The 14,015-nt window shown below is 69.1% G+C and carries 9 protein-coding genes; 5 read left to right on the forward strand and 4 right to left on the reverse strand.

Annotated elements, in window-relative coordinates:
• Positions 1 to 415 precede the first annotated feature (415 nt).
• The 4 genes from ACG04R_RS24830 to ACG04R_RS24845 all read left to right on the forward strand — a co-directional run bounded on the left by ACG04R_RS24830 (position 416) and on the right by ACG04R_RS24845 (position 6,527).
• Positions 416 to 2,971 (forward strand): TonB-dependent receptor, encoded by a 2,556-nt coding sequence (locus ACG04R_RS24830; protein ID WP_394416517.1) that lies wholly within the window; start codon positions 416 to 418, stop codon positions 2,969 to 2,971.
• A gap of 93 nt (positions 2,972 to 3,064) precedes the next feature.
• Entirely contained in the window at positions 3,065 to 4,582 is a 1,518-nt protein-coding gene (locus tag ACG04R_RS24835; RefSeq protein WP_394416519.1) for a lamin tail domain-containing protein, read from the forward strand.
• Positions 4,583 to 4,680: 98 nt separating this feature from the next.
• Positions 4,681 to 5,583, forward strand: a complete 903-nt coding sequence (locus ACG04R_RS24840) for a S1/P1 nuclease (protein ID WP_394416521.1) — start codon at positions 4,681 to 4,683, stop codon at positions 5,581 to 5,583.
• A gap of 56 nt (positions 5,584 to 5,639) precedes the next feature.
• Complete coding sequence (locus ACG04R_RS24845) at positions 5,640 to 6,527, forward strand: hypothetical protein (RefSeq protein ID WP_394416523.1); 888 nt, start codon at positions 5,640 to 5,642, stop codon at positions 6,525 to 6,527.
• 16 nt (positions 6,528 to 6,543) lie between these two features.
• On the opposite strand, the gene ACG04R_RS24850 is transcribed toward ACG04R_RS24845, so the two are convergent.
• On the reverse strand, positions 6,544 to 6,996 hold the full coding sequence (locus tag ACG04R_RS24850) for a group I truncated hemoglobin (RefSeq protein ID WP_394416524.1): 453 nt from the start codon (positions 6,994 to 6,996) through the stop codon (positions 6,544 to 6,546).
• Positions 6,997 to 7,131: 135 nt separating this feature from the next.
• On the opposite strand from ACG04R_RS24850, the gene ACG04R_RS24855 reads away from it, so the two are divergent.
• A complete protein-coding gene (locus ACG04R_RS24855) occupies positions 7,132 to 7,881 on the forward strand; it encodes a substrate-binding periplasmic protein (protein ID WP_394416526.1) in 750 nt (249 codons plus the stop codon).
• A gap of 5 nt (positions 7,882 to 7,886) precedes the next feature.
• Here the strand turns inward: ACG04R_RS24855 and ACG04R_RS24860 are convergent, their stop codons facing one another.
• The 3 genes from ACG04R_RS24860 to ACG04R_RS24870 form a co-directional block, all read right to left on the reverse strand.
• A complete protein-coding gene (locus ACG04R_RS24860) occupies positions 7,887 to 9,002 on the reverse strand; it encodes a glycoside hydrolase family 43 protein (RefSeq protein WP_394416528.1) in 1,116 nt (371 codons plus the stop codon).
• Positions 9,003 to 9,143: 141 nt separating this feature from the next.
• Positions 9,144 to 11,705 carry a cyanophycin synthetase gene (cphA, locus tag ACG04R_RS24865; protein WP_394416530.1) on the reverse strand — a complete coding sequence of 854 codons (2,562 nt, stop codon included), beginning with the start codon at positions 11,703 to 11,705 and terminating at the stop codon, positions 9,144 to 9,146.
• Positions 11,706 to 11,759: 54 nt separating this feature from the next.
• Positions 11,760 to 13,946: a cyanophycin synthetase gene (locus tag ACG04R_RS24870; RefSeq protein WP_394416532.1), complete on the reverse strand. Its 2,187-nt coding sequence runs from the start codon at positions 13,944 to 13,946 to the stop codon at positions 11,760 to 11,762.
• Positions 13,947 to 14,015: the final 69 nt, after the last annotated feature.

Genomic DNA, 14,015 nt, shown 5'->3' on the forward strand with positions numbered 1-14,015 from the left:
CAAAGAGCGCTGGCCCGCCTGGGTTCTGCCCCATTGTTGCTGCACGGCCCGACCGGCCTAACCGGCTGCTCGAACGGGAGCTTTCCGGCTCAATCATCGTCTGCAAGCCGCACGGCGTCAGTGGCAGGGCTGTCGCCAGCCGCGCCCATTCAGGCCACCCGGCCGCTCTTGCCTGGAAATACCCCATCCCTATGGACGGCTGCCGCCTGTCTGTGAAGTTTTATTTCCATTCCGGGCTTGATGCCGTGGCACGGCAATCTGGCGCAAATTCACAACATCGTGCGTCATCGGTATTCCCCGCAATAGCTGCTGTCATGAAACCTGCAAATAATTTACTAAGTAGTACGAATCGGCCACCCGATCAGGGCGGCTTTTTTTGCGAGGAAGCGCTGCGCGCTTGACAGGAGTGATCGGGATGACTCATCAGAAATTTGGCCGTTTTGCCCTCACGGCGCTGAGCGTGGCGGTGACTGCCATGGTGGCGGCCGGTGCGGCGCGCGCGCAGACCGCAGGCGAGCCGGCGAAGGACGCCGGGAAGGATGCTGCGGCGGCACCGGACAAGGCGCCCCAGCGCGCCAATGCGTCGACGACGTCCAACACGACGAACGCGAACGCGACGAAGAGCACGATCGAATTGCTGGACAAGGTGTCCATCAACGGGCGGCAGCAGATCGGCGGCGGGCTGATGTCCGTGCAGGTCGCGCCCAAGGCTGTTTCCACCATCACCCGCGCCGCCATCGAGGAAGCGGCGCCGAGTGCCACCTACGCCCAGCTGATCGACACCATTCCCGGCGTCGTCGCCATCACCGACGACCCGAGCGGCCTGTTCGACGCTAACTACCAGATCCGCGGATTCACCAACGACCAGATCGGCGTCACGGTGAACGGCGCACCGGTCAACGACAGCGGCAACTACCGTGTCTACCCGACCGAGTACGGCGACACGGAGAACATGAACGACATCACCGTGCTGCATGGCTACCCGGACGTGGACCAGGCGGTGGCAGGCGCAGCGGGCGGCTCGATCGCCTGGTCGACCATCGACCCTTCGCACAAATTCAGCTTCGACACGACGCTCTCCGGCGGCAGCCGCAGCTACCGGCGCGAATTCGTGCGCGTGCAGACCGGTGACACCGGCCCGTTGCGCTCGTGGCTGTCCTACTCCCACAACAGCACGGACCTCTGGCGCGGCCAGGGCAATGCCGAGGTCTGGAAGGTGGACGGCAAGTCCGTCCTGACCATCAACAGCAGCAACTCGATCACCGCGTCGCTGCAGTACAACCACCTGATCCGCACGGGCGGCTACCAGTTCGAGACGCAGGCCACGGCCGCATCGAACTACTTCGCCAACTACGACACCACCTACACCGGGTCGAACACCGGCTACTACAAGCTGCACGTCAATCCGTTCAAGGACTACATGCTGAGCCTGGACGGCGAGTTCACGCTGACGCCGTCCCTGCACCTGACGGTGATTCCGTACTTCCAGTACGGCTCCGGTGGCGGCGGCTCCGGCTACACCTTCACCGAGAACACCACCGCCGGCAACGTGGGCCGCTTCAGCTACGTCAACTACGACCTGGACGGCGACGGCACCGTCACCAACGGCAAGAAGGTCATGACGTACGCCTATGCCGGCTCGCAGACCTGGCGCCCGGGCGTGATCGCCAAGCTGATCCAGGACTTCGGGGACAACGACACGCTGACCTACGGCGTCTGGTTCGACCGGCCGCGCCAGGAACAGAGCCAGACCTATTCCCCGGTGGATGCCGCCGGCAACCCGCTCGACATCTGGGGCGAGAACAACCTCATCAGCTACGTCAAGGACGGCGGGCCGCAGTACAACTACCTCGACTACACGACCACCACGCTCAAGCGCGCCTTCGTCAGCAACGAGTGGACGCCCAGCGACAAGTGGACCGTCACCGTGGCGGGCGCCTACACCAGCGTGGAGCGCAAGGGCTACGGCTACCAGCACTACGGCGCACACGCCGCGTCCGCGAGCCTGGCCTATCTGAACCAGTACGGCGGTGACAGCGCCCACACCTGGAACAAGTTCACCCCGTCGGCGGGCGTGAAATACCAGTTCGACAGTGCCAACCAGGTCTACATCGGCTATGGCCGCAGCTTCCGCGCGCCCGTCAACGGCGTGATCACGCAGAGCGACGCGGTCCGGACCTTCTACGAGCAGAACCCGAACGAAGTGGCGTTCAGCGGCTACACGCCAGCGCAATTGCAGGCCGCGCTGGACAAGCTGGCCGTCAACCAGCCGGAGACGGCCGACACGGTGGACCTGGGCTGGCGCTTCTACAAGGGGGCCTTCTCCGGCAGCGTCAACGTCTACGGCGCCAACCTGAAGAACAAGCAGGTGAACGGCTACGACAGCGCCAGTGGCCAGACCGTCTACCTGGCCGTGCCGACGCTGCACCAGCGCGGCGTCAACGCCGAGGGCGCCTACAAGCTGAACCGCAACCTGAACCTGTACGCGTCCTACGCGTACACCAAGTCCACCATCATGGACGACACCTTCGCGCTGGGTGACGGCACCTATCCCACCGCCGGCAAGGCCTTCGTGGACATCCCGAAGAACACCTTCGCGCTGGGCGTGAACTACCGCAACGGCCCGTTCTTCATGAGCGTCAACGCCAAGTACCGCAGCGAGTTCTGGGCCGACTGGGTGAACACCGAGAAGGCCCCCGGCTACGCCACGGTGAACCTCAACACCGGCTGGAACTTCGGCGACGTGGCGTCCTGGGCGCACAAGGTCAAGCTCAAGCTCAACGTCACCAACCTGACGAACAAGAAGGCCGTCACCTTCGCCAGCGCCACCAACTTCCTGTCCAACAACCCGTCGGGTGCGGGTCAGCTGATCGACTCGAACACGGGCAAGGCCTTGTACGCCAGCGCCTCGACCTACAACCTGCTGGCCCCGCGCGCCGTGATGCTCACGCTCAGCGCGTCGTTCAACTGAGGCCCTCCGTCAGACAGCGCTCCCGGCCTGCGTGCGCCGGGGGCAGACCCAACATGTGCCGGCGACGTCGCCGGTGAGGTAAGGAATCCCTTCATGAAGAAGATCAATCTCTGGATGGCCGGTGCGGCAGCGATGGTGCTGGCTGCGATGGCCGGGTGCGGCGGTGGCGGCGACGGTGGCGACACCCACCTGCCACCCACGCTGTCCGCCACGCTGCCGACGACGGCCACGGCGGGCGTGCCGATCACCATCACCGGCATCATGGCCGCCAACACCACGTCGCTGACGGTGGACTGGGGCGACGGCACGCAGGACGCCCCGGCTGCCATCCCGACCAGCCTGACCCACACCTATGCCTCGACCGCGACCTGCGTGAAGGCCGGGTCGTGCACCATCGACATGGCGGTCCTCGGCTGGGGCCCTGCCGTCGAAAAGACGGGCGCCGTCGTGGTCAGCCCGGCGCCGACGCTGGCCGCCACGCTGCCGGCCACCGGCACGGCAGGCGTGCCGTACACCGTCACGGGCATCGCCGCCGCCAACGGCACGGCGCTGTCGGTGGACTGGGGCGACGGCGTGAAAGAGACACCGGCGACCAGCTCGACGAGCCTGACACACACCTACGCCACGTCAGGCGGCTACACCATCGACATGGTGCTGGCCGGCAACAACGGCAGCTCGGCCGAGCAGAAGGGCAGCATCACGATCGTCGACCCGGCCGTGCTGGCACTGACCGCCACGCTGCCTACCAGTGGCGTGACGGGAACGGCGGTCACCATCACCGGCATCACGGCCACCAATGGCACGGGGCTGAGTGTGGACTGGGGCGACCTCACGAAAGACACCGCCGACGTGACCTCGACGACCCTGACGCACGCCTACGCGGCCACCGGCAACTACACGATCGCCATGACGCTGACCGGCCCGGCCGGCAGCAAGCCGGTTGCCAAGAGCGGCAGCATCACGATCGACACGCCTGAGCTGTTCATCAACCGATACATCTCGGGCTCCAGCAACAACAAGGCGCTGGAGATCTACAACCCGACCGGACATGCCGTCAATCTGAGCTACTACGTGGTGGAACTGTGGTCGAACGGTCGTGGCCCGGCCTACACCACCCCCGTTGCGACGGGCGCGACGCCGACGGCAGCGCTGCACCTGAGCGGCACGCTGGCTCCCGGTGCCACGCAGCTGATCGTGAACTACCAGGCCGCCCTGACGGGACTCACCTCGGTGGCCGGCTTGATCCCCGGTCGCAACGACAACCCGACCGGCACCTCCGACGTGACCGCCTTCAACGGCGACGACGTGGTGCTGCTGCTGAAGTCTGCAACGGCCGACACGGGCACGGCTCCGCGGGCCTGCGCTCGCGACACGTCGGGCGTGACGACCTGCGCGGTGATCGACAGCTTCGGCGTGCTGGGCAAGCGTCCCACGGTCGGTCTGAGCTGGGGCGGCACGGCCACGCCGGCCATCAAGCACACGCTGCATCGCAAGGCCGGCATCGGCAAGGGCAGCGTGCCGACGGCAGCATCGGCTGATCCCTGGTGGGACCCCACCGTGGAGTACGACGTTCTCGACTCGGACAACCTGACCGGACTCGGCAGCCGCTAACGGGCCACTGCCTCGGGGTCGGGCGTCTGCCGGCCCTTTCGCTCTGAACATGCAGCCCTGCCTTCGCGACAGGGCTGTTCTATTTGGACTGCATGAACATGAACTTTTCTCGCCAGCGGCTCCGCCGCACCCTGATCGCCTTTTCCGCCGTGGGGGCCCTCGTCGCCACGCCCACGGCCTTCGCCTGGAGCCACCTCGGCCACTGGCTGGTCGGTGACCTGGCGCAACCGCTGCTGACGCCCGCCGCGCAGCAGCAGGTCGCCCAGCTGCTGCAGGGGGAGCCCGTCCCGACGCTCGCCGGCGTGGCTTCCTGGGCCGACGAGCTGCGTGGCAGCGACTCGGACCTCGCCCGCAAGACCTCCAAGTGGCACTACGTGGACCTCGACCCCGAACGCTGCGACTACCAGCCGCCGCGTGACTGCCCGGGCGGCAACTGCGTGATCGCGGCCATCGACGCGCAGCGCCAGATCCTCGCCGACACCGCGCAGCCGCCCGAGGCGCGCCGCGACGCGCTGAAGTTCCTCGTCCACTTCATCGGCGACGTGCACCAGCCGCTGCATGCCGGCGCGCGCCAGATGTCCGAGGGTGGCGACGACGCCGGTGGCAACAAGTACCAGGTCAGCCTGCGCACCGCCGTTGCGCCGGAGGGGCGAGGTGCCCGGCGGCAGGTGGCGGGCGGGCCCATCCCCACCAACCTGCACACCGTCTGGGACTACTACGAGCTCGAATCGGCCATCCTCTCGCCCGAGAAGTACGCCACCCAGCTGCGGCAGGGCGGCATGCCGCCCGTCGCGCCGGAGGCACTGGGCAGCCCGGCCGATTGGGCCGTCGAATCCTGCAAGGGTATCGGTGCTCAGGGCCTGTATCCACGCGGCGAGGACGGCGAATGGCAGCACAAGCTCGGGGGCGCCTACCTCGATGCCAAGCGCCCGTATGCCGAAGCACGTGTCCGCCTGGCCGCCGCGCGCCTGGCCGCCGTGCTCAACCAGGCTTTGAAGTGACCCGCACCCGCTGACCGCCCCGGTCTGCCGCCCTCCGAGACCCGCCGATGACACCCGTGAGATCCGCCATCCTGCTCGCCCTGGTCCTGCCGCTGGCCGCAGCCGCGGCGACAGACGCACCGTCGCCGCCGAAGACCATCGCCCTGGTCGCCGCCATCGGCGACCGTGTGGACGTGGTGCGCCAGCTCAAGCTGTCGAGCGGCCGTGCTGAGCCCTACACGCGCAAGACGCTGCAGCTATCCGGCCAGGCGCTGAACTACGCGGTGCTGCGCGGCCTGGACAAGGCGCTGACGGAGGACGAGCCCGACGCCCGGCATGTGCTGCTGCAATGGGATGCGCCCGCCGAGCTGGCGGGCCGGCTCGCCAAGGCCCGTGCCGGCGAGCGCCAGGGCCTCGTGCTCGCGGCGCTGCTCCAGCACCTCTCCGGCCTGCCGGAGCGGCAGGGCTGGGACCGTATCGAGGTCATCGTGCCGGCCTACGGCGACCTGGACGCGCAGGGTCTGGGCACCGGGCTCGGCGGCGTCGGCGTCTTCGTGCAGCCCCTCGCGCGCCAGGACTTCGACATGGACGGCATGGCGAACGGCGAGGCGGCCGGCATGGTCACGAGCGAGGCCGACGGCGACTATCGCACCGTCAACCCTCGCACCGGAGAAACGGCGCATGCCTCCACCTTCGTGGCGCCCTACATGGTCTTCGAGCGCCTGAGCTTCGACGCCAGGACGATGACGCTGCTCAAGCGCGAGCGCCACGAGGACCACACGAAGTACGCCGACCCTGACTCCACGGCGCTGGACGTCGGCAGCCAGATGAGCGGCACGGTGTTGATCGGCAAGCTTGTCGAGTCTGTGGAGCGCTCGGCCTACCGTGCCATCCGGCCGGTCACCAGCAGCGTGACCGCGAGCGAACCCAAGGCCGTGCCCGCGCCGACGCCGACAGGCCGTTAGCCGTGCGTGAGCCGGGTCAGCGGGTGACGATGTCGCGGTGGAAGAAGGCCAGGCGGGCCAGCAACTGGTTCTGCGTGGCGAAGGGCACGTGAGCCCGGTCCATGGCGCGCTGCAGGTGTTCCACCAGCGTGTTGAAGTCGCCCTTGGCGATGCCGAGGTGGGCGTGGGCGTCCTTCATGCTGACACCTTCGTAGACACAGGGCCCGCCGGCCACGACGCAGAAGTAGTCGGCCAGCGAGTGCTTGAGGAATTTCTGGTTGATGCCGTCGAAGAACGGCGCGATGCGCGGGTCCTTCAGCATGCTGTCGTAGAAGTCGTCCGTGAAGGCCCGGATGTTGTCCAGCCCGCCCAGCGCCTGGTAGAGCTTGTCGTCCGCCGGGATGGGGGCCGCGCCGGGGACGACGCTGCCGGGTGGCGTCTGGGCTTGCGCCAGCGCGAGGGCCAGGGCGACGGCGGGCAGGGAGTTCATCGGGGCAGTCTAGCGGCGGCGGCGTGGCTTTTGCCGCGCAGGGTGGGCGGGTTTTCGTGCGCTGATCACGCCGGTCGGGGCAGGCAATGGCCTTGCGGGCGCGGTCAGGCTCGCGATCGCGGCATGATGCCGGGCATGGCGAGGGCATGGGGACGCTGGACACGATGGACGCTGGCCGGTCTTGCCGGCCTGCTGGCGTGTGCGCTCGTCCCCGCGCAGCCGCTGCGGCCGCTGGTGCTGCTGGTGGAGACCAGCGCGCTGATGCCGCAGGCGCGGCTGGACGGCGACCGCGTCGTCGAAGGCCTGCATCTGGACCTTGGTCGCGCGCTGGGCCAACGCCTGGGCCGCGACGTGGTGGCCCGACCCGTGCCGCGCAAGCGGCTCGCCGAAGCCTTGCAGCGCGGAGAAGGCGACCTGCTGTGCGACTACCAGAGCGACTGGCTGCCCGGCAACTTCGCGTGGAGCCGGCCCTTCATCCCCGACCAGGCACTGCTCGTCACCGCGGCCTCGGCGCCCGCGCCGGCCGGGTTGACGGCATTGGCCGGCCAGCCCATCGGTGCGGTGCGCGGCTACGTCTACCCGGAAATGGCCAACCTGCTGCGTGACGGTTTCGTGCGCGACGACGCGCCCGATGCGGTGGCCAACCTGCGCAAGCTGGAGCTGGGCCGTGTGCAGCACGCGCTGACGGGCCGGCGCGTGCTGGACTACCAGCGTCGCACGGGTCAGTTCACGTTGGCGCTGCACCCGCCGCTGGTCGTGTCGGAGGTGCTGGCCCAGTGCGCCCTGTCGCCCGCCAGCCCGGTGAGCCTGACGGCGCTGAACAAGGCCATCCAGGGCCTCATCGCCGACGGCGAACTGGGCCGCCTGCTGGCCAAGTACCGGTAGCGCCTCTAGGGCTTGAAGTAGCCCTGCAGCCGCGCCGCCTCTTCGGGCGAGATCGCGATGACCGCGCCGTGCTTGGGGCCGACGAAGTTGGTGGCCTTCATCGGCGAATCGGGTTCGTTGAAGCGGCCCAGGTTCTTGAAGTGGACGAAGTCGGTCGTCTCCGAGAAACCCATGTTGTTGCGCGGCTTGGCGCCGAACACGTCGTACATCAGCACCCAGGTGTCGGTGCCGTGGCGGCGCCACAGGTTGGGTGCTTCGGTGGCGACGGTCTCGGAGTCGATCTTCTGCGGGTTGAAGACCCAGCCGCCGTTGACGCGTTCGGAGATCGCCTGGCGCAGGTGGCCCGGCGTGTCGTGGGCAACGTAGAACAGGTGGTAGCGGTCGCCGATCTTCGTGATGTCGCCGTCGATGGCGCTCTTGCCCTTCACCGGGTAGGTGAACAGCGGCTCGGGCGGCGTCGTCAGCGTCGTGAAATCGGCGTCGGCGTAGCTGTAGACGAGGTGGTCCTGGCCTTTCTTCACGCGCGTCGTGAAGTACACCATCAGCCGTTGCGAGGCTTCGTCCCAGATCGTCTCCGGCGCCCAGGCCACGCCGAGGTCGCCCTGCTGGGGAAACAGGCTGGCCACCGGCACGCGGCTGTGCGTCCAGTGGATGAGGTCCAGCGACTTCATGAAGATGAGGTTGCGGTTGTTGCCCCAGCCGTATTCCTCGCCAGGGCGCTCCCAGTCCGTCTCGCGCAGCCCGGCCTGCTTGGCGAAGATGTGCAGGTCGGTCATCGACAGGTAGAACGCGCCGTCGGGCCCGCGCATCAGGTGCGGGTCGCGCACGCCCTTCTGCTCGGCCAGCACGCGGCCCAGGAAAATGGGCTGGCCGCCGTTGACGTCGGTGAACGTGTAGCCGTCGGGCGACGTGGCGAAGTAGAGGTCGTGCGTCTCGTCCTTGAAGTAGACGAGCAGATAGGCCGTCAGGTCCTGTTCCGCCGGCCGCACTGTCGATGCCGCGGGCAGCTTGTCGACGATGCTCAGCAGCTTGTCCGGCCGGGCGACTTCGAGTTTCGGGACCTGGGCGAAGGCAGTCGCCGCGGCGAGCAGCGACAGGGCGAGCAGGGAGGGCAGCTTCATGCGCGGAGCATGCCCTCGAGACCCGCCCGCGAGGAGGCGCGCGGGCAAGTGCTCAGCAGGTTGATCATGGCAAGCGCCCCGCATGGCGCTTGTCCTTCGGCCGGCGTCGAACAGCGCGCAGGCGCTGTTCTCTGCCCGGCCTCAGCCCTCGCTGATCCGCTTGGCGAGATGCGCCAGCGCTTCCTCCACCTGGTCCACCAGCACCAGGCACAGGTCGCCCGGCTGCAGGCGGGCCAGCGCGCGGTCGATGGCGATGAACTCGCCGACGATTTCCTCGATGTGCGTCGTGCGCGACGCGCCTTCCAGCCCGGCGCGCAGCAGCGCGACGACCTCGCCGGCCTGGCGGCCGCGCTGGCAGGCGTCTTCATAGAGGATGACGTCGTCGAACGCGGCGCCGAGGATCTCGGTCTGCACGCGGATGTCCTCGTCACGGCGGTCGCCAGCGCCGCTGATGACGACGCTGCGCTTCTTGGCCGGCATCGCGGCGACGGCGCCGACCAGTGCCCTCATCGCGTCGCCGTTGTGGCCGTAGTCGGCAATGATGGTGGCGCCCTTGTAGTCCATCACGTTGAAGCGGCCCGGCGCGTTGTCGGCGTCGTTGGCGAAGCTGGCCACGCCGCGGCGGATGGTGTCCCAGTCCAGTCCCACACCCCAGGCGGCGGCGACGGCGGCCATCGCGTTCTCGACCTGGAAGCCGATGACGCCGCCGCGCGTCAGCGGGATGTCGCGCAGCGGGATGCTCTCGCGCCACACGCCCTGCGCGGCGACGAGCTGGTCGCCGTCCACGTAGACGCAGCGCTTGCCCTGGGCGCGGTGCGTGGCCATGACCGGGTGGTGGCGGTCGGCCGCGAAGTAGATGACCTGACCCGGGCAGATGGCGGCCATCTGCGCGGTCAGCGGATCGGTCGCGTTCAGCACCGCGTAGCCGGAGGGGGCCACGTTCTGCACGATGACGCGCTTGACCAGCACCAGGTCTTCCGCCGTGTGCAGGAAGTTCATGCCCAGGTGGTCGCCCGCGCCGACGTTGGTGACAACGGCGACCTGGCAGCGATCGAAGCCCAGGCCTTCGCGCAGGATGCCGCCGCGGGCGGTCTCCAGCACGGCGGCTTCCACGTCCGGGTGCATCAGCACGTTGCGTGCGCTCTTGGGGCCGGAGCAGTCGCCGCTGTCGATCTGGCGGCCGTCCACGTAGACGCCGTCGGTGTTGGTCATGCCGACCTTCAGGCCGCAGCTGGCGAACAGGTGGGCGATCAGGCGCGTGACCGTGGTCTTGCCGTTCGTGCCGGTGACGGCCACGACGGGGATGCGACCGTCCTCGGCCTTGGGGCCCGTGCCGAACAGGTGGCCGATGATGGCCTCGCCGACGTTGCGGCCCTTGCCGAAGCTGGGGCTCAGGTGCATGCGCAGGCCCGGCGCGGCGTTGACCTCGACGATGCCGCCGTTGATCTCCTCCAGCGGCCGCAGCACGCTCTCGGCGACCACGTCCACGCCGCAGACATGCAGGCCCACGACCTGCGCCGCCGCGATGGCGCGGGCGGCCACCTCGGGGTGCACGTCATCCGTCACGTCGGTGGCAGTGCCGCCGGTGCTCAGGTTGGCGTTGTTGCGCAGGATGACGCGCTGCCCCTTCTCCGGCACGGATTCGGGGGTCAGGTTCTGCTGCGTGAGGCGCGCGACGGCGATGTCGTCGAAGCGGATCTTGGTCAGCGACGTGGCATGGCCGTCACCACGGCGCGGGTCGGCGTTGACCTTGTCGACCAGCTGCTTGACGGTCAGCTGGCCGTCGCCGATGACGTGCGGCGGGTCGCGGCGGGCCGCGGCGATGAGCTTGTCGCCGATGACCAGCAGCCGGTAGTCGCCGCCGGGCAGGAACTTTTCGACCATGACCTGGCCGATCTCGTCGGCGGCCTTGTAGGCGATGTCGAAGTGCGCGCGGTCCACGACGTTCACGGTCACGCCCTTGCCCTGGTTGCCGTCCTGCGGCTTCACGACGACCGGCAGGCCGATCTCGAGCGCGACGGCCCAGCCGTCGTCCGGCGATTCGACCGGACGGCCGATGGGCACGGGCACGCCGGCCGATTGCAGCAGCCGCTTGCAGAGGTCCTTGTCCTGCGCGATGGACTCGCTGACGGCGCTGGTCGCGTCCACCTCGGCGGCCCAGATGCGGCGCTGCTTGGCGCCCCAGCCGAACTGCACCAGGCTGCCCTGCGTCAGGCGGCGGAACGGGATGCCGCGCGCCTGCGCCGCGTTGACGATGGAGCCGGTCGAGGGGCCCAGGCGGATGTCTTCGTCCAGCTCGCGCAGCGCGGCGAGCACGGCGTCGTCGTCGAACTCGCCGCCGTCGAGCGCGGCGTTGACGAGCTTGACGGCCTGCTCGAAGGCCAGGCGGCCGACGTCTTCCTCGCTGTACTCGATGACGATCTGGTAGGTGCCGGCCTCGGGCGTCACATGCGTCTGGCTGAACGTGACAGGGCAGCCGGCCTGGGCCTGCAGTGCCAGCGTGGCCTGCTCCAGCACCTGGGCCAGCGAGGTGTCAGCACGCAGCGCGCCGATGGTGGGGAAGAGCTTGCGCAGGCGGGCCTCGAAGCCGGGCAACCGTTCGAGCGAGCGCTCGGCCTCGGCGCAATGCACGACGGCCTCGATGGCCGTGTGGCGACTCCACATGTTGGGGCCGCGCAGCGCGCGGGTGCGGGAAACGTCCATGTTGTTTGGCGGTGCTTTGTTTTGGAGTTCAGCTCTGCTGAAGCCGTGGAGGCTTCAGGCCAGGTGGAGTTCGGGGACGAAGGTGTCGAGGCCGGCGGCGATGAGCTCGGGCGAGATGCCCAGCGCCCAGGCCGCGGCGACGGCGGCCAGCAGCGTGGAGGCGTCCGTCGCGCCGGCGCCGAAGCGGCGCAGCAGCGCGTCGATGTTGGCGCCCGGCGTCTCGGCCGGGCCTTGCGCCAGCACGGCGGCGCCGCCGCGCAGGAAGACGGCGCGGCCGCCGCGCTCGCGGTGCTGCTGCATGGCGGGCAGGCCGGCGTCCTCGGCGTAGAAGACGACCTCGCCGTCGCTCAGCTCGGCCATGTCGACGAGTCGGGGGTGGGCCGCATTCAGCACGGCGGCGCCGTCGCTCAGCACGACGTCGACCTGCGTGCGCAGCACCTTGTAGAGCTGGTCCTCGTTCTGCACGTCGAACTCGGCCAGCGCATCGATGCCGCCCAGGTCGGTGACAACGCCGACGGCGGCGCGGTCATACGCCAGGCCGTCGCGCAGGATGGAGGCAGGGCTGTTCTCGACGACGACGGCGTTGACGCCGCGGTTCATCAGCAGGCGGTGGGCGGCGTCCCAGCGGGCGCTGTCGCGCTTCTCGACGCGGCGCGTGCCGAGGAACAGGCCGTCCTTGCAGGCCAGGCCGACGTGGCGGCCGTTCAGGTGCAGCAGCCAGGCGACGAGGCGCGTGATCTGGCGCCCGCCCGTCGAGCCGGCCACGCCGACGATGGGGATGCGGCCGGTCTCGTCCTCGGCGAACAGGTGGTCGATGATGGCCTGACCCACGGGCTGCGGCGCGCCGCCGGCGGGCTTCAGATGCATCAGCAGGCCGGGGCCGGCGTTGACCTCGACGATGGCGCCGCCGGTCTCGGCGAGCGGCTTGGAGATGTCCTCGGTGACGAGGTCCACGCCGGCGATGTCCAGCCCCACGGTGCGCGCGGCCAGCGACACCGCGTGCGCGACCTCGGGGTGCACGTCGGGCGTGCAGTCGATGGCGACGTTGCCGTTGCGCTGGATCAGCACGGCCTTGCCCTGCGGCGGCACAGCTTCGGGCGTGAAGCCCTGGCGCTGCAGGTCCAGCAGCACGACGGGGTCCTCGCCGAGCTGGATGCGGTTGAGCGGGAAGTCCTCGGTCAGGCCGCGGCGCGGGTCGGTGTTGATCTGCAGGTCGACCAGCTGCGCGATGGTGTGTGCGCCGTCGCCGTGCACCCAGGCGGCCTCGCCGCGCGCGGCGGCGACGACCTGGCCGCCGACGACCAGCACGCGGTGCTCGTTGCCGGGGATGTAACTCTCCACCAGCACCGACGAGCCCTCGGCATCGGCCAGCTTGAAGGCGGCTTCGCAGTCGGCCTGGGTCGAGATGTCCAGCGTGACGCCGCGGCCGTGGTTGCCGTCGCTGGGCTTGATGACGACCGGCAGTCCGATGTCCTGCGCGACGCCCCAGGCCTCGGCGGCGGTCTTGACCTCCTGGCCGCTGGGCACGGGCACGCCCACGGCCTTGAGCAGCGTCTTGGTCAGGTCCTTGTCGCCGGCGATGCCTTCGGCGATGGCGCTGGTCATGTCGGTCTCGGCCGTCCAGATGCGGCGCTGGCGCGCGCCGTGGCCCAGCTGCACGAGGTTGCCGTCGTTCAGGCGGATGTGCGGGATGCGGCGGTCCGTCGCGGCCGCGACGATGGCCGCCGTGGACGGGCCGAGGTAGCAGTCGTCCAGCTTGTCGCGCACGCGGGCGACGGCGGCGGGCACGTCGAAGGGCCGGTCGTTGATCATGGCCATGATCAGCGCGTGGCCCTCGGCCAGGGCGGCCCGGGCGACCTGCTCGTCACGCGCGCGGAACACCATGCGGTAGACGCCGCGCTTGGACGTGGAGCGCGTCTGGCCGAAGCCGGTGGGCATGCCGGCCAGGTTCAGCAGCTCGATGACGATGTGCTCCAGCACATGGCCGCACCAGGTGCCTTCGTGCAGCCGCTCCAGGAAACCGCCGCGCTCGCCGACGCCGCAGTGGTGCTCGATGAGGTTGGGCAGGGCGGCGGTCAGGCGGTCGTTGAAGCCGGGCAGCTGGTGGCTGGGGAAATCCTCCAGCTCACCGAGGTCCAGCCAGACTTCCAGCACCGGGCGGTAGGTCCACATGTTGGGCCCGCGCAGGTAATTGACGCGCAACAGTTGGATGTCCTGGCGGATGACTTCTTTTTGGCTCATGGGGTAGGAGGTAGGCGCGGCTAGCGCGTGGAATTGTGCGCCGAAGTCATCGGGGAGAATCGCGTCAGC

The sequence above is a fragment of the Pelomonas candidula genome (genome assembly GCF_043555985.1).
GTDB classification, from domain to species: Bacteria; Pseudomonadota; Gammaproteobacteria; order Burkholderiales; family Burkholderiaceae_C; genus Pelomonas; species Pelomonas candidula.

Bases quoted from the DNA above. Each gene is read 5' to 3' on its own strand.
- ACG04R_RS24830 (WP_394416517.1), top strand. From the start codon at position 416: ATGACTCATCAGAAATTTGGCCGTTTTGCCCTCACGGCGCTGAGCGTG.
- ACG04R_RS24835 (WP_394416519.1), top strand. From the start codon at position 3,065: ATGAAGAAGATCAATCTCTGGATGGCCGGTGCGGCAGCGATGGTGCTG.
- ACG04R_RS24840 (WP_394416521.1), top strand. From the start codon at position 4,681: ATGAACTTTTCTCGCCAGCGGCTCCGCCGCACCCTGATCGCCTTTTCC.
- ACG04R_RS24850 (WP_394416524.1), bottom strand. From the start codon at position 6,996: ATGAACTCCCTGCCCGCCGTCGCCCTGGCCCTCGCGCTGGCGCAAGCC.
- ACG04R_RS24855 (WP_394416526.1), top strand. From the start codon at position 7,132: ATGGCGAGGGCATGGGGACGCTGGACACGATGGACGCTGGCCGGTCTT.
- ACG04R_RS24860 (WP_394416528.1), bottom strand. From the start codon at position 9,002: ATGAAGCTGCCCTCCCTGCTCGCCCTGTCGCTGCTCGCCGCGGCGACT.
- cphA (WP_394416530.1), bottom strand. From the start codon at position 11,705: ATGGACGTTTCCCGCACCCGCGCGCTGCGCGGCCCCAACATGTGGAGT.
- ACG04R_RS24870 (WP_394416532.1), bottom strand. From the start codon at position 13,946: ATGAGCCAAAAAGAAGTCATCCGCCAGGACATCCAACTGTTGCGCGTC.